This is a genomic window from Paracoccus tibetensis, assembly GCF_900102505.1.
GTDB lineage: Bacteria > Pseudomonadota > Alphaproteobacteria > Rhodobacterales > Rhodobacteraceae > Paracoccus > Paracoccus tibetensis.
The window spans coordinates 204,715-224,278 of record NZ_FMVT01000007.1; the positions used below are offsets into that span (position 1 = coordinate 204,715).

17 protein-coding genes and 1 riboswitch are annotated in these 19,564 nt (G+C 69.6%); of the genes, 8 read left to right on the forward strand and 9 right to left on the reverse strand.

From position 1 onward, the window contains the following. Nucleotides 1-11 precede the first annotated feature (11 nt). Both BLP73_RS11735 and BLP73_RS11740 read left to right on the forward strand, forming a co-directional pair. Nucleotides 12-2,132: a TRAP transporter permease gene (locus tag BLP73_RS11735; protein WP_090744488.1), complete on the forward strand. Its 2,121-nt coding sequence runs from the start codon at nt 12-14 to the stop codon at nt 2,130-2,132. Further along, nucleotides 2,129-2,473, forward strand: a complete 345-nt coding sequence (locus tag BLP73_RS11740) for a DUF1850 domain-containing protein (protein ID WP_090744492.1) — start codon at nt 2,129-2,131, stop codon at nt 2,471-2,473. The genes BLP73_RS11735 and BLP73_RS11740 overlap by 4 nt, the downstream gene beginning before the upstream one ends. Here BLP73_RS11740 and BLP73_RS11745 read toward each other — a convergent pair. From BLP73_RS11745 to BLP73_RS11755, 3 genes are all read right to left on the reverse strand, one after another. Continuing rightward, nucleotides 2,470-3,891: an NCS1 family nucleobase:cation symporter-1 gene (locus BLP73_RS11745; RefSeq protein ID WP_090744496.1), complete on the reverse strand. Its 1,422-nt coding sequence runs from the start codon at nt 3,889-3,891 to the stop codon at nt 2,470-2,472. The genes BLP73_RS11740 and BLP73_RS11745 overlap by 4 nt on opposite strands. Before the next feature lie 145 nt (nt 3,892-4,036). Then, nucleotides 4,037-5,830, reverse strand: a complete 1,794-nt coding sequence (thiC, locus tag BLP73_RS11750) for a phosphomethylpyrimidine synthase ThiC (RefSeq protein ID WP_090744499.1) — start codon at nt 5,828-5,830, stop codon at nt 4,037-4,039. An 81-nt stretch (nt 5,831-5,911) separates the two neighbouring features. Beyond that, a riboswitch (TPP riboswitch) is annotated at nt 5,912-6,029 on the reverse strand. A 318-nt stretch (nt 6,030-6,347) separates the two neighbouring features. Then, nucleotides 6,348-6,821, reverse strand: a complete 474-nt coding sequence (locus BLP73_RS11755; RefSeq protein WP_090744502.1) for a sigma-70 family RNA polymerase sigma factor — start codon at nt 6,819-6,821, stop codon at nt 6,348-6,350. Nucleotides 6,822-7,024: 203 nt separating this feature from the next. On the opposite strand from BLP73_RS11755, the gene BLP73_RS11760 reads away from it, so the two are divergent. Genes BLP73_RS11760 through BLP73_RS11770 form a run of 3 tightly spaced genes read left to right on the forward strand, consistent with a single transcriptional unit; the run spans nt 7,025 to nt 8,753 of the window. After that, complete coding sequence (locus BLP73_RS11760) at nt 7,025-7,882, forward strand: glucose 1-dehydrogenase (RefSeq protein ID WP_090744505.1); 858 nt, start codon at nt 7,025-7,027, stop codon at nt 7,880-7,882. Nucleotides 7,883-7,892: 10 nt separating this feature from the next. Continuing rightward, entirely contained in the window at nt 7,893-8,138 is a 246-nt protein-coding gene (locus BLP73_RS11765) for a hypothetical protein (RefSeq protein WP_217630680.1), read from the forward strand. A 9-nt stretch (nt 8,139-8,147) separates the two neighbouring features. Further along, on the forward strand, nt 8,148-8,753 hold the full coding sequence (locus BLP73_RS11770; RefSeq protein WP_090744508.1) for a cysteine hydrolase family protein: 606 nt from the start codon (nt 8,148-8,150) through the stop codon (nt 8,751-8,753). Nucleotides 8,754-8,810: 57 nt separating this feature from the next. Here BLP73_RS11770 and BLP73_RS11775 read toward each other — a convergent pair whose 3' ends face one another. Both BLP73_RS11775 and BLP73_RS11780 read right to left on the reverse strand, forming a co-directional pair. Next, entirely contained in the window at nt 8,811-9,587 is a 777-nt protein-coding gene (locus BLP73_RS11775; protein ID WP_090744511.1) for a DUF2243 domain-containing protein, read from the reverse strand. Next, nucleotides 9,568-9,852, reverse strand: a complete 285-nt coding sequence (locus BLP73_RS11780; RefSeq protein ID WP_245686642.1) for a hypothetical protein — start codon at nt 9,850-9,852, stop codon at nt 9,568-9,570. The genes BLP73_RS11775 and BLP73_RS11780 overlap by 20 nt, the downstream gene beginning before the upstream one ends. Before the next feature lie 129 nt (nt 9,853-9,981). On the opposite strand from BLP73_RS11780, the gene BLP73_RS11785 reads away from it, so the two are divergent. Continuing rightward, nucleotides 9,982-10,203, forward strand: a complete 222-nt coding sequence (locus BLP73_RS11785; protein ID WP_090744517.1) for a hypothetical protein — start codon at nt 9,982-9,984, stop codon at nt 10,201-10,203. A gap of 3 nt (nt 10,204-10,206) precedes the next feature. Here the strand turns inward: BLP73_RS11785 and BLP73_RS11790 are convergent, their stop codons facing one another. The 3 genes from BLP73_RS11790 to ku all read right to left on the reverse strand — a co-directional run bounded on the left by BLP73_RS11790 (nt 10,207) and on the right by ku (nt 13,878). Beyond that, nucleotides 10,207-10,407, reverse strand: coding sequence for a hypothetical protein (locus BLP73_RS11790; protein ID WP_090744519.1), 201 nt, complete (start codon nt 10,405-10,407; stop codon nt 10,207-10,209). A gap of 117 nt (nt 10,408-10,524) precedes the next feature. Then, nucleotides 10,525-12,939, reverse strand: a complete 2,415-nt coding sequence (gene ligD, locus BLP73_RS11795; RefSeq protein WP_217630678.1) for a DNA ligase D — start codon at nt 12,937-12,939, stop codon at nt 10,525-10,527. A 3-nt stretch (nt 12,940-12,942) separates the two neighbouring features. Beyond that, nucleotides 12,943-13,878 (reverse strand): non-homologous end joining protein Ku, encoded by a 936-nt coding sequence (gene ku, locus BLP73_RS11800; protein ID WP_090744523.1) that lies wholly within the window; start codon nt 13,876-13,878, stop codon nt 12,943-12,945. Nucleotides 13,879-14,170: 292 nt separating this feature from the next. Between ku and BLP73_RS11805 the strand changes: the two genes are divergently transcribed. Together BLP73_RS11805 and BLP73_RS11810 are read left to right on the forward strand one after the other, a co-directional pair. Beyond that, nucleotides 14,171-16,603, forward strand: a complete 2,433-nt coding sequence (locus tag BLP73_RS11805; RefSeq protein ID WP_139165950.1) for a pyrroloquinoline quinone-dependent dehydrogenase — start codon at nt 14,171-14,173, stop codon at nt 16,601-16,603. 76 nt (nt 16,604-16,679) lie between these two features. After that, a complete protein-coding gene (locus BLP73_RS11810) occupies nt 16,680-17,291 on the forward strand; it encodes a hypothetical protein (protein WP_090744531.1) in 612 nt (203 codons plus the stop codon). A 108-nt stretch (nt 17,292-17,399) separates the two neighbouring features. Here BLP73_RS11810 and BLP73_RS11815 read toward each other — a convergent pair whose 3' ends face one another. After that, complete coding sequence (locus tag BLP73_RS11815) at nt 17,400-19,547, reverse strand: malate synthase G (RefSeq protein ID WP_090744534.1); 2,148 nt, start codon at nt 19,545-19,547, stop codon at nt 17,400-17,402. Nucleotides 19,548-19,564 lie beyond the last annotated feature (17 nt).

A 19,564-nucleotide genomic window follows, 5' to 3' on the forward strand; every position in this document is an offset into this window, starting at 1 on the left:
GGAGATCCGCGATGAGCCACGCCCCCGATCCTGCCGCCGGCGGGCCCTCCCGCCCTGCCGGCCTCGACCCTAACCTCGAGGCCGAGGTCAGCGAGGGCCTGCCGCCCGGCTTCGGCCCCGGCGTGATGGGGCGCGTCGCCTTCTGGCTGGCGGTCGCCTTCTCGCTGTTCCAGCTTTGGGCCGCCGCCTACGGCACGCTGCCAAGCCAGGTGGTGCGCGCGATGCATGTCGGCTTCCTGCTGCTGCTGGGCTTCGGCCTTGTCGGCAACCTCGTCGCCAAGACGCGGGGCGGGCAGGCCTTCTTCTGGCTGCTGGGCCTGATGGGCTTCGGCACCGGGCTCTACCAGTGGATCGAATACACCCAGATCCTGCGGCGCACGGGTTTTCTGAACCAGACGGACCTGATCGTCGGCACCGTCCTGATCGTGCTGGTCTTCGAGGGCGCCCGCCGCCTGATGGGCTGGCCGCTGGCGGTCATCGCCGGCTGCTTCCTTGCCTATTGCTTCTTCGGCCAGCACCTGCCGCCGCCCTTCATCCATCGCGGCTACGGCTTCGAGCAGATCGTCGAGCATTTCGCCTTCGGCACCGAGGGCATCTACGGCAGCCCGATCTATGTCAGCAGCGCCTACATCTTCATCTTCGTCGTCTTCGCGGCCTTCCTGGAACGGGCGGGGATGCTGAACCTCTTCAACGATTTCGCGCTTGGCATGGTAGGCGCGGCACGCGGAGGCCCGGCGCAGGTCGCGACCCTGGCCTCGGCGCTGATGGGCACCATCTCGGGCTCGGGCGTGGCCAATGTGGTCGCCTCGGGGCAGTTCACCATCCCGATGATGAAGAAGTCGGGCTTCAAGCCTGCCTTCGCCGGAGGGGTCGAGGCGACCGCCTCGATGGGCGGGCAGATCATGCCGCCGGTCATGGGCGCTGTCGCCTTCATCATGGCCGAGACGCTGAACGTGCCCTATGCCCGCGTGGTGCAGGCGGCGATCGTCCCCGCCGTGCTCTACTTCGGGGTCGTCTTCTGGATGGTCTGGCTTCAGGCCGGGCGCGACAACCTGAAGGGCCTGCCCAAGGAAAGCCTGCCGAACCCCTGGGCGGCGGTCAGGGCGCAATGGCCGCTGGTCCTGCCGCTGGCGGCGCTGGTCTACCTGCTGTTTGCCGGCTACACGCCGATCTTCGCGGGCACAATGGGGCTGGCGCTGGTCACGGTGCTGATCCTCGGCGCGCCGCTGGCCGCGCTGATCGGGCCTTACGTCTTCCGGCTGTTCTTCTGGATCGTCCTCGGCCTCGGCGCGGCCAGCTTCCTGCGCTACGGGGTCGACCTGCTGGCCATCATCATCGCCGGGCTGATCGCCCTCTGCGCGCTCTTCAAGGGCACGCGGCCGACCATCGGCATCATCCGCGACGCGCTGGCGCAGGGCGCGCGGAACGCGCTGCCCGTCGGCATCGCCTGCGCCATCGTGGGCGTCGTCATCGGCACGCTGACGCTGACCGGCATCGCCTCGACCTTCATCGGCGCGATCATCGCCATTGGCCAGAACAACCTGTTCCTGTCGCTGCTGCTGACCATGCTGACCTGCCTCGTGCTTGGCATGGGCATCCCGACGATCCCGAACTACATCATCACCTCGTCGCTCGCTGGCCCGGCGCTGCTGGAGTTGGGCGTGCCGCTGCTGGTCAGCCACATGTTCGTCTTCTATTTCGGGATCATGGCCGACCTGACCCCGCCCGTGGCGCTGGCCTGCTTCGCGGCCGCGCCTATCGCGAAATCCACCGGCCTCAAGATCTCGATGCAGGCGATCCGGCTGGCGGCGGCGGGCTTCATCATTCCCTTCATGGCCGTCTATACCCCGTCCCTGATGCTGCAGGACGGCGGCGCCATCGCCGAGGCCTATGGCTACCCGGTCGAGGTCGCCTTCGTCCTGCTGAAGACGGTGATGGGCGTCGGCCTCTGGGGGATCGCGGTGGTCGGCTACTTCCTCGACCGCACCACGCTGCCCGAGCGGCTGCTGGCGCTGGCGGCAGGGGTGTCGCTGATCCTCGCGCTGCCGATGAGCGACGGTGCCGGCTTCCTGCTGGGCGGCCTCTTCATCGCGCTGCACCTGATGCGGGTGCGGCGGCTGGCGGCGGCGTGACGCTTTGCGTCGCGGGCATGGCGCTGGCCGTGTCCACCTTCACGCTGGACTGGCAGCACTCTGTCGCGCGGACGACGTGGTGGGAGCGGTGGGAGGTGACGGCCGAAGGCCTTGCGCCGGTCGAGGCCCGCATCACCGGCCTCGGCGCGGGGATGGAGCCGCCGCCCGAGGCCCGGCGCGAGGCCGACGGCTGGCACTGGAGCCCGCGCGTTCCGCCGCAGCGCGAGGTGGTGCTGTCCACCTCCGGCGCGACGGGCGGCGGCTGGCGTCTCTGCGCGGACGGCGCCTGCTTCGACCTGCCCGAGACGGGCAGGCCGCTTGTCCTGTCGGCCTGCGACTAGCCGCGCGGCATCAGGGCGTAGTAGATCGCCCCTCCAAGCGCCGCCCCGATCAGCCAGGCATAGCCCGACAGCGCCGCCAGCGCCGGCACCCAGACCGCCGCGACCGAGAAGACCGCCGCCACGGCAAAGGCGATCAGCGCCTTGTCGTTCCAGCCGTTCTTGTAGTGATACTCGCCCCCGGTGGTCGCATAAAGCGCGTCGCGGTTCAGCCGCTGGCCGCGGATCAGGTAATAGTCCACGATCAGGATGCCGTAGAGCGGCGCCAGCGTCGCGCCGAGCGTGTTGACGAAGCCGTCGATCCCGATCTCGCTGATGACGCTGGTCCAGAAGCCGCCGATCACCAGCGCGAAGCCCGAGGTAATGAGCCCGGCCTTGCGGAACCCGATGGTCGAGGGTGAGAGGTTCGCGATCCCGTTCACCGCCGGGATGAAGTTCGCCACCAGGTTGATGCCGACGGTCGCCGCGAAGAAGGTGATCGCGGCGATGACGGCCAGCAGCACGCTGTCCGTGCGCTCGACGATCTCGGTCGGGTTGACCAGCGCCTCGCCATAGACGACCGCCGCCCCGGCGGTGGTCAGCAGCGCCAGCGCCGAGAAGAGGATCATGTTGAACGGCAGCCCGGTCAGGTTGCCGAGCGTCATGGCGCGCTTGTTCCGCGCATAGCGCGAGAAGTCCGAGAAGTTGATCATCACGGCGGCGAAATAGGCGACCATCGTGCCGATGATGGCGATGAAGCCGGCCAGTTCGGTGCCCCAGGTGCCTTCGGGATTGGCGAAGATCGTCTGAGCCTGCGTCAGAAGCTGCCCGTCCGAGCGTTGCCACAGCACCACGACCAGCCCGATCATGACCAGATAGACGAAGGGGCCGGCGACGTTCAGGAAGGTCTCGACCCAGTTCATGCCGCGCCAGAAGATGACGATGTGAAAGGCCCACACGATCAGGAAGGCGGTCCAGTCGATGGCGGTCAGCCCCATGATCTCGGCCCCGCCGGTGGCGCCGGTCAGCGACCGGATCAGCAGCGCGATGGCGGTCGAGGCGAAGTAGACCTGCACCCCGTACCAGAAGACCGCCACCACCGCCCGCAGCACCGCCGGCAGCTTGGCGCCCGCCGTGCCCATGCTGGCGCGGGCGAAGACGGGGTAGGGGATGCCGTAGCGTTCTCCGGCCGCGCCCGACAGGTTCACCAGGAACATGACCAGCAGCCCGGCCGTGATCAGCGCGGCAAAGGCCGTCCAGCCGCTGACCCCGTAGGAGATGAAGAGCGAGGCGACCAGCGTGTAGCCGAACAGCGACTGGATGTCGTTAGCCCACACGTTGAAGATCGCAAACCAGCCCCAGGTCTTCTGCTGCGGCGTGACGGGGTGAAGCGTGTCGTCGCCCTCGGGCGCGTGCGCCGCCTCCAGCGTGATGTCGTGCATGGCCGTCCCTCTTGTCGTTGCCGGTCCGGCGACCTGCCGGCCGTGGCGCGATGGTAGGGGCGGGATTGGGTGAGGCGCCATCCCGGCACCTCACCCTACGTCACTTTTCGTGCGGCAGCGGCGCAACTGCCACATGCATGGGCAGTCAGGCCTTCTCCTCCAACGGCATGTAAAGATCGCCGCCGTCGCGATACTTCCGCGCCATCTCCTCCATCCCCTTTGCCGCGTCCTTGATGTCGTGGCTGATCTTCATCGAGCAGAACTTCGGCCCGCACATCGAGCAGAAATGCGCGACCTTGTGCGCCTCCTTCGGCAGGGTCTGGTCGTGGAAGTTGCGGGCGGTGTCGGGATCGAGCGACAGGTTGAACTGATCCTCCCACCGGAACTCGAAGCGGGCGCGGGACAGGGCGTCGTCGCGCAGCTTCGCGGCCGGGTGCCCCTTGGCGAGGTCGGCGGCATGGGCGGCGATCTTGTAGGTGATGACGCCCACCTTCACGTCGTCGCGGTCGGGCAGGCCCAGATGCTCCTTGGGCGTGACGTAGCACAGCATCGCGGTGCCGAACCAGCCGATCATCGCGGCGCCGATGCCGCTGGTGATGTGGTCGTAGCCCGGCGCGATGTCCGTCGTCAGCGGCCCGAGCGTGTAGAACGGCGCCTCGCCGCACACCTCCAGCTGCTTGTCCATGTTCTCCTTGATCTTGTGCATGGGCACATGGCCAGGACCTTCGATCATCACCTGGCAGTCGTGCTTCCACGCGATCTGCGTCAGCTCGCCAAGCGTCTCCAGCTCGGCGAATTGCGCGGCGTCGTTGGCGTCCGCGATCGAGCCGGGGCGCAGCCCGTCGCCCAGGCTGAAGCTGACGTCATAGGCGCGCATGATCTGGCAGATTTCATCGAAATGCTCGTAGAGGAAGCTCTCGCAGTGATGGTGCAGGCACCATTTCGCCATGATCGAGCCGCCCCGGCTGACGATCCCCGTCACCCGGTCTACGGTCAGCGGGATGTGCCGCAGCCGCACGCCGGCATGAATGGTGAAGTAATCGACCCCCTGCTCGGCCTGCTCGATCAGGGTGTCGCGATAGACCTCCCACGACAGGTCCTCGGCGATGCCGCCGACCTTCTCCAGCGCCTGATAGAGCGGGACGGTGCCGATGGGGACGGGTGCGTTGCGGATGATCCAGTCGCGGATGTTGTGGATGTTGCGCCCCGTGCTGAGGTCCATGACCGTGTCGGCGCCCCACCGGATCGCCCAGACCATCTTTTCCACCTCTTCCGCCATGGACGAGGTGACGGCCGAATTGCCGATATTGGCGTTGATCTTCACCAGGAAGTTGCGGCCGATGGCCATCGGCTCAAGCTCGGGGTGGTTGATGTTGGCGGGGATGATGGCGCGGCCGCGCGCGACCTCGTCCCGCACGAACTCGGGCGTCACGAAATCCGGAATCTCGGCGCCGAAGCTTTCGCCGTCCCTCGCCTCGCGCAGGGCCTGCCGGCCGAGGTTCTCTCGGATGGCGACATATTCCATCTCGGCCGTAACGATTCCGGCGCGGGCATAGGCCAGCTGCGTGACCGGCCCGCCCGCGGCGCGGCGGGGGCGGTGCTGGATCGGAAAGGCGGGGGTCAGGCGCTCGCCCGAGACGAAGCCGTTGTCCTCGGGGCGCAGGGGTCGGCCGGCATAGCTCTCGGTCTCGCCGCGCGCGGCGATCCACGCCGCGCGCGGGCGGGGCAGTCCGCTGGCGATGTCGATGCGCGTCGCCGCGTCCGTGTAGGGGCCCGAGGCGTCGTAGACCGTCACCGGCGGCTCGCCCGCGCTTTCGTGCAGGGCGATCCGGCGCAGGGGGACCCGCAGGTCCGGATGAAGGCTGCCGGGCAGGTGGATCTTGTCCGAGGCCGGCAGCGGGCCGGTCGTCACCTCGGGGGCGGGAACATCAAGCGTCATGTCAGGCTCCTTGCCTTGCGCAGGAGACCCAGCATGGTCTGGACCGGGGGAAAGGAGGCAGCCGAGGGACCATCCCCCCGCGCAAGACATCCGCACCATCCCTACGCCAGCATGAACTGGATCAGGTTCGTCGGGTCATTGCGCTGCCTTGCGGCCCAGCAATATCTCAGCCCCTTGCGGGACACCCCGTGGAGCATTCAGCTTCGCCCGGCGCGGCCGGGCTGTCAACACGCGGAAAAAGGGGTCAGAGCCGCCCGTCCGGGTCCGCGGGGACTGCGGCCACGGGGACAGCGTGGCGGCACGCGGGCGCCGGACGGGCGGCTCTGTCCTGACGAGGCGGGCGCCGATCCGCCGCAGCCGCAAGGGTTGGTGCGGCCGCGTCCTCTCAGGGCGCAAGGAACACGGGTGGGCGGGTCAGGGAACATCGCGGCCCCGCGTCGTCAGGACCCGAAGAACCGGAAGCCGGGGGCAATGTTCCAGCGGCGGCGCGAATATTTCGCGCGCGGCGGGGGCGGCCTCAGGCAGCCTCGCCCAGGGCGCGGCGCAGGATGCCGCGGGCACGGTTCACGCGGCTCTTGATGGTGCCGATGTCGCAGCCCAGCACCTCGGCTGCGTGCTGGTAGCTCTCGCCGATGACGGCGACCAGCACCAGCGCCTCGCGGTAGTGGACGGGCATGTCGGCCAAGGCCTGCTGCATCTCCTGCGAGGCCATGTGCCAGTCCTGCGTCGCCTGCACGATCGGCCCGCTGCTGACGCAGTCGGCCGCGCCGGTCCGTTCCCGGGCGCTCTTGCGGACATTGGTGTAGAAGCGGTTGCGCATGATCGTGAAGAGCCATGCGCGCATGTGGGTGCCGGGGCGGTAGCTGCCGGCGTTCTCGATGGCGCGAAGCAGGGTCTCCTGCACGAGATCCTCGGCATCGGCGGCATTGCCGCACAGCGAGCGGCCGTAGGCCTTCAGCGCCCGGACATGGGACAGAATGTCATCGGACATGAGATCTTTCAGATATGCCCGACGCCTTGTGGCGCCGGCGGTCGACGTTCCGCCAATTGAATGATCAAGAAGTCGCTTGGGTTCCGCGTCCGCCGGCCGGTGAGCGAAATTCGGGAACAATACGGCCGGGCCTGCGGTTCATGCCGCCGATCCACGAAGGCCGCGGGCGCCGCGCCGGTGGCTGAAGACAAGGACGTGACACGATGAAGGACTACCCCAAGCCCCCGTTTCCCAAGCAGGAACAGTCGCTGCCCGGCAGCTTCCGCGAGATGGACCCGGCCCCGGACCATGGCGAGGACAGCTGGGTCGGCGCCGGCCGCCTGGAGGGGAAGGTCGCGCTGATCACCGGCGGCGACAGCGGCATCGGCCGCGCGGTCGCCATCGCCTATGCGCGCGAGGGGGCCGACGTGGCGATCTCGTATCTGGACGAGACCGAGGACGCCCGGTCCACCGCCGAGCTGATCGAGGCCGCCGGCCGCACGTGCCTGATGCTGCCCGGCGACATCTCGGAGCCCGCGCATTGCCGCAAGATGGTGGACGAGGTCATCGGCCGCTTCGGCAAGCTGGACATCCTGGTGAACAACGCCGCCCACCAGATGCTGTTCGACCAGATCGAGGAGATCCCGGACGAGGAATGGCAGAAGACCTTCGCCATCAACATCCACGCCATGTTCTACCTGTCCAAGGCGGCGATGAAGCACATGGAGAAGGGCGGCTCGATCATCAACACGGCCTCGGTCAATTCGGACATGCCCAGCCCGTCGCTTCTGGCCTATGCCGCGACCAAGGGGGCGATCCAGAACTTCACCGCCGGCCTCGCCCAGATGGTCGCCGAGCGCGGGATCCGCGTGAACTGCGTCGCGCCCGGCCCGGTCTGGACGCCGCTGATCCCCGGCAGCTTCGCGCCCGAGAAGGTGTCCGAGTTCGGCGCCAATTATCCCATGCAGCGGCCCGCGCAGCCCGTCGAGCTGGCCTCGAGCTACGTGATGCTGGCCGAGGACATGTCCAGCTACGTCTCGGGCGCGACGATCGCCGTCACCGGCGGCAAGCCGATCATCTGAGGAGAACGCCATGCGCATTTCCACTTCCGTCGTCTTCGCCTGCGGGGTCGTCTCGGGCCTCGCGATCCTGTCGCTGATGCGGGCGGCGGCGCTGGCCGATGCCGCGGGCAGCCGCATGTCCCACCGCCATTCCGGGCAGGACCGCGTCCGGCAGGCCGGGCCCGCGCAGATGAAGTCGCCGCCGCCCAGCTGGGACGAGGTGGACGAGGCCTCGGACGAGAGCTTCCCCGCCAGCGACCCGCCCTCGACCTATTGAGGGCGGCGCATGGCGAGCGGTTTCAGATACGGCGCCCCGGGTCCGGGGGCCGTCCATCTCTGCGTGGACATGCAGCGGGTCTTCGGGCCCGGCTCGGCCTGGAACATGCCCTGGATGGAGCAGCGCCTGCCGAACGTCATGCGCCTGGCCGAGGCGCATCCCGAGCGCACGGTCTTCACGCGCTTCATCCCCCCGGCCCGGCTGGAGGAGGCGCAGGGCAACTGGCTGCCCTATTACCAGAAATGGCCGCAGATGCTGGGCGAGAGCCTCGATCCCGACTGGCTGCGGCTGACGCCCGAGCTGGAGCGGCTGGTTCCCCCCGCCCGCGTCTTCGACAAGCCGGTCTACTCGCCCTGGATCAGCGGCGCGCTGCATCGTCTCCTGCGCGAGGGCGGCATCGACACGCTGATCGTCTCGGGCGGTGAGACGGATGTCTGCGTCCTGGCGACGGTCATGGGCGCGGTGGACCTGGGCTACCGGGTGATCCTGGTCAGCGACGCGACCTGCTCGTCCGCCGACGAGGGGCATGACGCGGCGCTCAGCATCTATGCCAGCCGCTTCGGCCAGCAGATCGAGAGCGTGACGACCGACCAGGTGCTGGCCTGCTGGTTCTGAGGCGGCAAGAGGGGGCGCTGCCCCCGCCGCGCGGGGCGCGGCTCCCCCGGGATATTCTCACACAGAAGATGTCGACCAGCTGAAGCATCCTGCGGGCGAAGCGGTGCCGCTGACCATCAGCGCGCCCTGCCGGTAGAGGGCGAGGCGGCGCTCGCGCGGCAGCGCGAGGATGACGACCTCGAGCCCCGGCTCGGCCCAGATGATGCGGGCGCCGAGCGCGTCGAGCCGCGTCTGGATCTGGTCGGGGGCGAGGCCCGGGCGGAAGACGACGGTGGTGAAGGGCTGGTCGGGCGGCGGCTGGATCGCCCAAGCGCCCGACAGGCCGGCCGTCAGGGCGAGCGCCGCCAGCGTCGCGGCGGCCCGGCGGGGCGGCGCGGGGCGTCCGCGCAGCAGCGCGAGGCCGATGGCGGCGGGGACGAGGCCGAGGCCGGCGAAGAAGGCGAGATCCCAGGCCAGCGGGTTCGGCGCGTCGATGCGGATGCGATGGATGCCCAGAAGCCAGTGCGACAGCACGCCGTCCAGCAGGTGCCAGAGGCCGAAGCCGATCAGCAGCGCGCCCGCCAGGTGTCGCGGCGGGAGCGGGCGGCGCGCCCGCAGGTCGCGCCAGAGCAGCCACAGCGCCAAGGCCGCCACGACATACATCAGCCCGTGGAAGACCCCGTCCCAGAGGATCTGCGTCCTGAGATCCACGATCCCCGGCACGAGGCTGAGCAGGTGGTGCCATTGCAGGATCTGGTGCAGCAGGATCCCGTCGAAGAAGCCGCCGAAGGCGAGGCCCAGCAGGATGCCGGGCAAAAGGCGCGGCGGACCGGCCTCAGGGGGCGCGGGCGTCATCGCCGTTCGCCGCTGCCGGGTCCTGGGGCAATGCCGCTGCCATCTCGGCAATGATGCGGAACTCGTCGGACATGCCGAGGCTGAGGGCGAGGCCCTCGGCGGGGACCGCGCCGGGGTCCTCCTGCCCGTCGAACATTACCTCGCGCCCGTCCATCCAGTCGAGAAGCCCCCGCCGCTGGTCCTGCGGCAGCAGCGCCATGAGACGGGCGAGCAGCCGCCGATGCGCCAGCAGCCGTCCTTCAAGTCCGAGTAGCTGGTCCGTCATGTCGGGCATCCGCCTGATTGCTCTCTGTCGCTGCAGCAACAGCCGCGGGCGGCATTTGTTCCGCGCGGAACATCGCCCGGCCTCGCCCGTTGTCCCGGCACGCCCCTGACGCCTTACCGGAAAGCCGCCATGACCGAGGACCCCAGACCCCCGCGCCTGACCGTCGCGACGCCGGAAGGCCCCCCACCCGTCGGAGGCGGCGAAGCCGAGCGCGACATCCACGGCGTCGTGCAGCGCGAATGGCTGAGCCAGAGGAACGGCTGGCGCATGACGCTGGCTGCGCTGGCGGTGCCGAGCGTTCTGGTGCTCGGCAGCTTCGCCGCGATGCTGTGGTTCTGGCTCTGGGGCTGAGGTTCAGCCGTGCGGTGCTTCCCGGCCCGATTCGGCGCCCTGCGGGACAGGGGCGAACTCGTGCTGGGCCAAGGCGTCGGCCAGCTGTTGGGCCAGCTCGCGCAGCCGCGGCGACACGGGTTCTTCCTCGACCTGCGCCATCAGGCGGATCAGCGCTTCGTCCACGCCGTCCCCACCAAAACCCATCAGATCGTCACTCGCCATCACACGCTCCAGCTGCTTCCTCGCAGTCTAACTTAAATCAACGGAACCATCGACGGGTTCCGTGCACCTGAACTTCAATTCTTCGAAACTGTGACATCGGCCAAGAGGCGCCGGAAATTAGCCTCGGTCAGCATCCGCAAGGGCCGACACCACCGCAGCGTTGAGGCTTTGGGCCGGCGGCGGCGTGACCTCGGCCCAGCCCCGTGCGAGCGCCGCCTCCATGGAGAATGCCGAGGCACGGCGCAGACCGGGCAGCTCGTCCCAGCTGACGGGGCAGGCGACGGGGGCGCCGGTGCGGGCGCGGACCGAGAAGGGGGCGATGGCGGTGGCGCTGCGGTCGTTCCTGAGCCAGTCGATGAAGATGCGACCCTTGCGGCGGGCCTTGGACATCTCGGAAAGGAAGCGCTTGGGCTCGCGCGCGGCGGCCAGCTCGGCGACGCCGCGGCAGAAGAGCTTGGCGGTGTCCCAGCTGACGGTGCGGCGAAGCGGGATCACCAGGTGCACCCCCTTGCCGCCCGACAGCAGCGCCCAGCTGTCCAGCCCCAGCTCGGCCAGCAGCGCGCGCAGGTCCAGCGCGGCACGGCGCACGGCGGGAAAGCCCAGCCCCTCGTCGGGGTCGAGGTCGAAGACCAGCCGGTCGGGGCGGTCCAGCCGGTCGCGCTTCGCGCCGCGGATGTGGAACTCGACGGTCCCCATCTGCACCGCCGCCACGATGCTGGCCGCGTCCGAGAGATAGCCGTAGGGGGCCGGCCCGCCGCTGTCCTCGATCATCACGGTCTTCAGCGCTGCCGGGAAACCCTTGCCGGGGTGCTTCTGGAAGAACCGCTCGCCCTCCAGCCCCTCGGGCAGGCGGACGAGGGACAGGGGGCGGTCGGCGGCGTCCTGAAGCATCAGGGGCGCGGCGGCCTCGTAATAGCGCGCGAGGTCCAACTTCGTGCGCTTGGGGCGGGGGAAGATCACCCGGTCGCCGCTGCTGATCGCGATGCCCGCGACCTTGGGATCCCCCTTCATGTTCACCTCCGCATCCCGCGTAACCTGCCTCGGCGCCTTGTCCTCGCGCAGGCCGAGGAAGACCGCGTGGCGCAACCGGCCGGTGCCGGTCGTTTCGGCATAGTCGATCTCGGCGATCAGGCGCGGCTCGATCCATCGCACGCCGCGGGTTTCGGCCTTGGGCGCTTCCACCGGAGCGGCCTTGCGGACGAGGGCGCGCATCTTGCCCGCCAGTTCGTCCAGCGCCTCGCCGTCGAAGCCCGTGCCAACCTTGCCCATGTAGCGCCAGCCGCCCGCCTCCTGCACGGCCAGCGCCAGCGAGGCGAAGGGGCGCCCGGCGCTGGAGGATTTCTGCCAGCCGACGATCACGAACTCTGCCCGGCGGCGGCACTTGATCTTGAGCCAGTCGGTACCGCGTCCGCCGCGATAGGGGGCGTTCATGCGCTTGGCGATCAGCCCCTCGCCGCCATTGTCGCAGATGAGGGCCAGCGCCTCGTCCGCCTCGCCGGGGATGACCGGCGACAGGGTGACGGGGCCAAGCGGCGGCAGGTCCGCCAGCAGCTTTTCCAGCGCCGCGCGCCGCTCGGTCAGCGGGCGCTTGGTCAGGTCCTTGCCGTCCAGATGCAGCAGGTCGAAGGCGACATAGCGGAACGGCCCGCCCGCCTTGATCGCGTCCTGCAGCGCCGAGAAGCCCTGAAGCCCTGCCCCCGCGACGATCTCTCCGTCGATCAGCGCGCGGCCTGCCGTGATGTCCTCCAGCGCCGGGACAAGGTCGGCGAAGCGGTCGGTCCAGTCGTGCCCGTTCCGTGTCCAGATCCTCGGCCCGCCCGTCCCGAGGCCGATCAGCGCGCGGTAGCCGTCCAGCTTCAGCTCGTGCCAGTGGCTGTCCGTATCCGCCAGCCCCTCGGTCAGCGTCGCGAGCTGCACCGGCACCTTCGCCGGCACCTTTCCCTTGCGCGGCGCCGGGACGGGCGCGGCGTTTGAGGCGATCTGGTCCATGCTGCGGCGGCTGAGGACGCTGGTGGTGTAGCGCGCGACCGGGTCGGGGCCGCCCGCCACCTCGTCCTCGGCCTTCACCATCAGCCAGTTCTCGCGCCCCTTGTCCGAGGCGCGGCCCTTCAGCCGGATCAGGTGCCACTCGCCCGTCATCCGCTGGCCGTGCAGGCGCATCCGCAGGTGGCCCTTGACCAGCCCGCGCGCGGCCGGCTCAACCGGCTGCCACCAGCCGAGGTCCCACAGCATCACCGTCCCGGCCCCATAATTGCCCTTGGGGATGACCCCCTCGAACTGAAGGTACGAGAGCGGGTGATCCTCGGTCCGCACCGCCAGCCGCTTGTCGGCGGTGTCGAGCGACGGTCCGCGCGTGACCGCCCAGCTGAGCAGCACCCCTTCCCATTCCAGCCGCAGGTCCCAATGCAACCGCGTCGCGTCGTGGTTCTGCATCGAGTAGCGCAGCGCAAGGCCCGAGGGGTGGCCGGGATCGTCCGGCTCGGGCGTCTGCGCGAAGTCGCGCTTGTCCTGATATGCCCTGAGGTTGCCCAAAGATCAGGCCGACTTGCGGGTGCTCGTGGACTTGGCCGCGGGCTTCTTGGCGGCCGGCTTCTTCGCCGTCGTCTTGGCGGGCGCCTTCTCGGCAGGCTTCGCCGCGGCCTTGGCAGGCGCCTTCTTCGCCGGTGCCTTCTCGGCGCCGCCGTCCTTCTTCAGGCTCTCCTTCAGCGCCGCCATCAGGTCCACGACATTGTCGCCCGAGGGACGCGCCTCCTCCTTGCCTCCCTTGGCGCGCGGGGTCTTGCGGTTCTTGCGCCGCGCCTCGATCAGGGCGCGCAGCCCCTCGTCGTAATGGTCGCGGAAGGCGCCCGCGTCGAAAGGCGCGCTCTTGCGGCGGATCAGCTGGGTCGCCACGTCCAGAAGGTCCGTGTCGCTCTTCTCGTCGGCGATCTCGGCGAACATCGGCTCGGCCTCGCGCACCTCGTCCTCGTAGCGCAGCGTCTCCAGCAGCAGCCCGTCGCCGCAGGGCCGGATCGCGCAGAGGTATTCCCGTCCCCGCATCGCCAGCTGCCCGAGCGCAGTCTTCTTCTCGGCCCGCAGCGCGTCGCGCACCACGCGATAGGCGTCCTGCGCCAGCTCGTCCGTGGGCAGCACGTAGTAGGGCTTGTCGTAGAAGAGGGGCGAGATCTCGTGCTGCTCGACGAATTGCACCAGCTCCAGCGTCTTCTTCGTCTCCAGCTTGATCTCGTCGATCTCATCCGGCTCAAGCAGCAGGTAGTCGCCGTCGCCCAACTCATAGCCCTTCTTGATTTCCTCGGCCTTCACCGGGCCGATGCCGGCGACGGTCTTCTCGTAGCGCACCGGCTTGCCCGAGGGGCCGTGGATCTGGCGAAAGCTGATCCGCGCGGCGCTTTTTGTCGCTGGATGCAGCTCGACCGGGATGGCGACGAGGGACAGGCGCAGCTGACCCTTCCAAACGGCGCGCGAGGCCATGGCAGTCTCCGATGCGGGTGAACGGGATCTTGGGACACTCCGGGCGCAACGCCGCCGGGGCCGCCGGGGTTCAGCCTCACGCTTCTGGCGCAGGGCGGGGGGTCCGGGGGGTGCCACCCCCCGGTGCGCCGCGGGACGCAACCTGGCGCAACTTGTGTCGTCCCGAGGGCGGCCGAGCGGCGGGAACCCGCCGCCACGGCTGGCGTTGGCGAAGAACGGCGGGCGAGTTTGCTCGCGCCGCCAGCAGCTTAACCTCCCCGCCCGGCCCGAAGGGAAACCCCGCCCAATGCCTATGACCGCGCCTGCCGATCTTCCCCATCTGAGGCTCTGGGCGCGGCTTCTCCTCATCTTGCTCGGGCTGGTCCTGCTGGCGGTCGGCGCCGGCTCGGCCTGGTTCGGCGTCCAGATCGCCTTCGAGGGCGGCACCTGGTACTACCTGATCGCCGGGCTCGGGCTTGCCATCGCCGGGATCGCACAGGTCGCGGGCCTTGTGCGGGTCAGCGTGCCGCTCCAGGCGCTGCTGCTGATCGGCACGCTGGTCTGGTCCCTGTGGGAGATCTGGGGCAAGGGGTTCCTGCCGGCCTGGGGGGCCGATCTCGGCGCGCGCTGCGGGCTGATCGCGGCGCTGTTCTTCGCCTCGGCCATCATCGCCGCCGCCGGCACGCCGCGCCCCCTGCGCGCGCCCGGCCAGCTGCGCCTGACGCTCGGCGCCGCCGCCGTGGCGCTTCTCGGTGTCGCCATCACCATCGCCTTCTACTGGGAACGGCCCCGCAGCCCGTCCGAGCTGGCCGAGTTGCCCGTCGCGCCCCTGCCGGAGGGGCTGAACGGGCCGGAGGAATGGTCCGCCTTCGGCGGCTCGACCCATGGCCAGCGCTTCACCCCCGCCCGCCAGATCACCCCGCAGAACGTCGCCGGACTGACCGAGGCCTGGCGCGTCCAGACCGGCGATCTGGCACCGAACGACCGGGTCTACTACTCGGCCCAGAACACCCCGATCCTCGGCGACGGCCGGCTCTACACCTGCACGCCCTCGAACCAGGTCATGGCGCTCGACCCCGGCACGGGCGAGGTGCTGTGGCATTTCGACCCCCAGGTCGAGCCGCAGCACATGGAGTCGCTCTTCTCCGCCGCCTGCCGCGCGGTGGCGGTCCATCAGGTGCCGGGCGCGACTGGCCCGTGCAGCACCCGCGTCCATGCCGCCGTCGTGGACGGGCGGATGTATGCGCTGGACGCCGCAACCGGCGAGGTCTGCACGGATTACGGCACGAACGGCATCGTGGACCTGACCCTCGGCATGGGCATCCAGGAAACCGGCCTCGCCTCCTCGACCTCGGGGCCGGCGCTGGTGGGCGAGGCGCTGATCGTCGGCATGCAGGTCAGCGACAACCAGCGCCGCGACGCGCCCTCGGGCGTGGTGCGGGCTTTTGACGCGACGACGGGCGATCTGCTCTGGGCCTGGGACGCCCTGCGCCAGGGACGCGCGCAGGAGCCGCTGGCCGAGGGCGAGGTCTATCCCCGCGGCACGCCGAACGTGTGGAACATCATCACCGGCGATCCCGAGGCGGGGCTCGTCTATATCGGCACCGGCAACTCGGCGAACGATCACTGGGGCGGCACCCGCACCCCCGAGGAGGACCGCTTCACCAGCGCCATCGTCGCCATCGACCTTCAGACCGGCGAGACGGTCTGGGACTTCGCCACGGTGATCCACGACCTGTGGGACTACGACATCGGCGCCCAGCCCATCATCGGCGACATCACGGTGGACGGGCAGGCCCGCCGCGTCGCGATCATGGCGACCAAGACCGGCTCGATCTTCGTCTTCGACGCCGCGACGGGCGAGCCGGTCAGCCCGATCGAGATGCGCCCGGTTCCTCAGGGCGCGCTGCCCGGCGACTGGACGGCCGAAAGCCAGCCGCAATCGGTGCGCTATCCCAACCTCTCGGGACTGCCCGGCCCCGAGCCCGAGGTGATCGACGCCCGCCACGCCTTCGGCATGACCCCGATCGACGCCGCCATGTGCCGCCTGGAATTCGAGCGCTTCCGCTACGAGGGGATGTACACGCCCCCCACCGACGATCCGGGCGGGATGCTGCTCTTCCCCGGCACGATCGGCGGGATCAACTGGGGCGGCTCGGGCCTCGACCGGGACCGGGGCATCCTGATCACCAACCATTCGCGCCTGCCGAACAAGGTGCTGATGATCCCGCGGGACGAGGTCGCGGACCTGCCCGTCGGCATGGGCGGCGCCCGCCCCGACCAGGAGATCGCGCCGCACTACTTCTCGCCCTGGGGCGTGGACCGGCCGATCTGGCTGTCGGCCCTCGACGTGCCCTGCATCGCCCCGCCCTGGGGCTTCGTCGCCGCCACCGACATGGACACGGGCGAGTTGCTCTGGAGCCAGCCGCTCGGCACCGGCTTCGACACCGGGCCGCTGACCCTGCCGACCTTCCTCAAGGTCGTGCTCGGCACCGCCAATATCGGCGGCCCGCTGGTCACGGCGACCGGCCTCACCTTCATCGCCGCCAGCCAGGACAACTGGCTCCGCGCCCTCGAGACGGAGACCGGCCGCCTCGTATGGGAGGGGCGCCTGCCCGCCGGCGGCCAGGCCTCGCCCATGAGCTACGAATGGGAGGGGCGGCAATACATCGTCATCACCGCCACCGGCCACGAGCGGCTGATGACCACGACCGGCGACTACGTCATCGCCTTCGCGCTGCCCTGACGCACGATCCCGGGACCGCGGGGAACGGCCCGCCGCCCCGGCCGTTGCCCCGGACGGCAATGCAAGGACAAGCGGCATGTGGGAGTGGATGAGCGAGAACAGCAGCCTCGTGCAGGCGGCCGTGGGGGCCGTCACGGCGATGGTCTGGGTGATCTACCTGCACATCATCGTGCTGGGCTTCCAGCGCCAGCGCCGGACCGAGATCCTGATCCATCTGGGCGGCGCGCGCGACCTGAACGCCCGCATCCTCGTCAGCAATCTCGGCTTCGAGCCGATCTACATCCTCGAGATCATGCTGACTGTCTGGACCGACGAGGGCGAGCGCATGACCTCGGTCGCCGACCGGACCGAGATCGCGCGCGACAACCTGGAAACGCCCGGGCAGGCGACGCTTCAGGGGCCGCTGAAAAGCGGCGACGTGGTCGATATCGGCAGCTTCGAGAACCTGCTCGAGCGTGCCCGCGCCGGCAGCTTCGACCGGCTCGAGCCCGGCGACATCCGCCGCTTCGAGATCACCGTCGCGGCCATCACCGCCGCCAATGCCGGCATCGCCGCCGCCACCCGCCGCTTCAGCCTCAGCCAGGACGGCAAGAACCTTTGCCTCGCCTGCGAGGGCCTCTATGCCCGCCAGATCCGCGGCCGCTGGCAGCGTCGCCGCATCGAGCGGCAGCTTAAGCGGGTCCGCTAGAGGCACATCTCAGGCGGAACCTCGTCCCATCTACTGTGCGGAAATATCCTCGGGGGGTCCGGGGGGCAGACAGCCCCCCGGCCGCCGCCCCCGGCAAGGTCCTCCGGCTCACCCCCGCGCCAGCGCCTTCGCCTCGCGCCGCCGGGCGTGCAGCGCCGGCTCGGTATAGCCCGAGGGCTGCGCCGTCCCCGTCAGGATCAGGTCCCGCGCCGCCTCGAAGGCGGGCCCGTCGAAGCCAAGGGCAAGCGGCCGGTAGGCCGGATCGCCCGCGTTCTGCTTGTCCACCTTGGCGGCCATGCGGCGCAGCGCGTCCTCGACCTCGTCCTTCGTGATCAGGCCATGCTCCAGCCAGTTCGCCAGGTACTGCGCGCTGATCCGGCAGGTCGCGCGGTCCTCCATCAGCGGGATGTCGTCGATGTCCGGCACCTTCGAGCAGCCGACGCCCTGGTCCACCCATCGCACGACGTAACCCAGGATGCCCTGCGCGCTGTTGTCCAGCTCGCGCAGCACCTCGTCGCGGCTCATCGGCTCCTGCGCCAGCGCCGGGGTCAGCAGCAGGTCGAGGTCCGGCACGGCCTTCCCGGCCAGCTCGTCCTGACGCGCCGCGACATCCACCACGTGGTAGTGCATCGCATGCAGCACAGCCGCGGTGGGCGAGGGGACCCAGGCCGTCGATGCGCCCGATTTCGGATGGCCGATCTTGACCTCCAGCATCTCGGCCAGCGCGTCGGGCTTGGCCCACATGCCCTTGCCGATCTGCGCCCGCCCGCGCATGCCGGCATTCAGCCCGATCAGCACGTTGCGATCCTCGTAGGCCGAAATCCAGGTCGAGGCCTTCATCCCCGGCCGCCCGACGAAGGCGCCCGCCTGCATCGATGTGTGGATCTCGTCCCCCGTCCGGTCGAGGAAGCCCGTGTTGATGAAGAAGATCCGGTTCCGGATCGCATGGATCGAGGCGGCAAGGTTGGCCGAAGTCCGCCGCTCCTCGTCCATCAGGCCCAGCTTCACGGTGTTCGGGGCGAGGCCCAGCACCTCTTCGACATGGGTGAAGACGCGGTCGGCGAAACCGGCCTCGTCGGGACCGTGCATCTTGGGCTTGACCACGTAGATCGCGCCGACGCGGCTGTTCTTCTCGCCGTCCCGCTTCAGGTCGTGGATGGCGCAGGCGACGGTCACCATCGCGTCCATCAGCCCCTCGGGCGTCTCCTGCCCGTCCTTGAGCACGGCATCCGTCGTCATCAGGTGGCCGACATTGCGGACCAGCAGCACCGCGCGGCCGGGCAGGGTCAGCGTGCCGCCATCGGGCAGCGTGACCTGCCGGTCATGGGCCAGGCGGCGGGTCATCTGCTTGCCGCCCTTCTCGAACGTGTCGGCCAGATCACCCTTCATCAGGCCCAGCCAGTTGGCATAGACGGCGATCTTGTCCTCGGCATCCACGGCGGCGACGCTGTCCTCGCAATCCTGGATCGCGGTCAGCGCCGCCTCCAGCACCACGTCGCGCAGCCCGCTGCGCGATGCCGCGCCGATCGGGTGGCCCTTGTTCACCACCAGCTCCAGATGCAGCCCGTTGTGCTTGAGCACATAGGCCGTGTCGCCCCCCTCCGCGCGCGTGCCGACAAAGGCATGCGCATCCGCCAGACGCACGGGCGCGCCGGCGACGGTCGCGAAGAAGCCTTGGTCATCGACCCCGTAAGCCTCGACGCCGGCATGGCTGCCCGAGGTCAGCGGGATCGCCGTGTCGAGGAACTCGGCCGCCTTGGCCACCACGCGGTCGCGGCGCGCGGGGTCGATCCCGCTGCCCGAGGGGGGCGGTCCCGCCACGTCCGAGCCGTACATCGCGTCATAGAGCGAGCCCCACCGCGCGTTTGCCGCGTTCAGCGCGAAGCGGGCGTTGCTGACCGGCACGACCAGCTGCGGGCCGGCGATGGTGGCGATCTCGGGGTCGATGCTGCCGTTGTCGATCGAGAAGGGCGCGGGCTCGGGCACCAGGTAGCCGATTTCGGTCAGGAACTGGCGATAGGCGGCCGCGTCCCATTGCTGGTTGCCGCGCGCCTTGTGCCAGGCATCGATCTGCGCCTGCAGCTCGGCCCGGCGGGCGAGCAGTGCCTTGTTCTCGGTCGCGAAGCCGTCCAGCAGCCCCGCATAGCCCTGCCAGAAGGCGTCGGCGTCTACGCCGATGCCGGGCAGGACGCTCTCCTCGATGAAGCTGGCGAAATCCTGATCGACCTCAAGCCCGTGGCGGGTGACGCGTGTCATGCCGTTCCTCCTTGCTG

Excerpts from the sequence above, each read along its gene's own strand:
- BLP73_RS11815 (WP_090744534.1), bottom strand. The coding sequence starts at position 19,547 with ATGACACGCGTCACCCGCCACGGGCTTGAGGTCGATCAGGATTTCGCC.
- BLP73_RS11805 (WP_139165950.1), top strand. The coding sequence starts at position 14,171 with ATGACCGCGCCTGCCGATCTTCCCCATCTGAGGCTCTGGGCGCGGCTT.
- BLP73_RS11770 (WP_090744508.1), top strand. The coding sequence starts at position 8,148 with ATGGCGAGCGGTTTCAGATACGGCGCCCCGGGTCCGGGGGCCGTCCAT.
- BLP73_RS11735 (WP_090744488.1), top strand. The coding sequence starts at position 12 with ATGAGCCACGCCCCCGATCCTGCCGCCGGCGGGCCCTCCCGCCCTGCC.
- BLP73_RS11810 (WP_090744531.1), top strand. The coding sequence starts at position 16,680 with ATGTGGGAGTGGATGAGCGAGAACAGCAGCCTCGTGCAGGCGGCCGTG.
- ku (WP_090744523.1), bottom strand. The coding sequence starts at position 13,878 with ATGGCCTCGCGCGCCGTTTGGAAGGGTCAGCTGCGCCTGTCCCTCGTC.
- BLP73_RS11765 (WP_217630680.1), top strand. The coding sequence starts at position 7,893 with ATGCGCATTTCCACTTCCGTCGTCTTCGCCTGCGGGGTCGTCTCGGGC.
- BLP73_RS11745 (WP_090744496.1), bottom strand. The coding sequence starts at position 3,891 with ATGCACGACATCACGCTGGAGGCGGCGCACGCGCCCGAGGGCGACGAC.
- thiC (WP_090744499.1), bottom strand. The coding sequence starts at position 5,830 with ATGACGCTTGATGTTCCCGCCCCCGAGGTGACGACCGGCCCGCTGCCG.
- BLP73_RS11790 (WP_090744519.1), bottom strand. The coding sequence starts at position 10,407 with ATGGCGAGTGACGATCTGATGGGTTTTGGTGGGGACGGCGTGGACGAA.
- BLP73_RS11760 (WP_090744505.1), top strand. The coding sequence starts at position 7,025 with ATGAAGGACTACCCCAAGCCCCCGTTTCCCAAGCAGGAACAGTCGCTG.
- BLP73_RS11780 (WP_245686642.1), bottom strand. The coding sequence starts at position 9,852 with ATGACGGACCAGCTACTCGGACTTGAAGGACGGCTGCTGGCGCATCGG.
- BLP73_RS11775 (WP_090744511.1), bottom strand. The coding sequence starts at position 9,587 with ATGACGCCCGCGCCCCCTGAGGCCGGTCCGCCGCGCCTTTTGCCCGGC.
- BLP73_RS11755 (WP_090744502.1), bottom strand. The coding sequence starts at position 6,821 with ATGTCCGATGACATTCTGTCCCATGTCCGGGCGCTGAAGGCCTACGGC.
- BLP73_RS11785 (WP_090744517.1), top strand. The coding sequence starts at position 9,982 with ATGACCGAGGACCCCAGACCCCCGCGCCTGACCGTCGCGACGCCGGAA.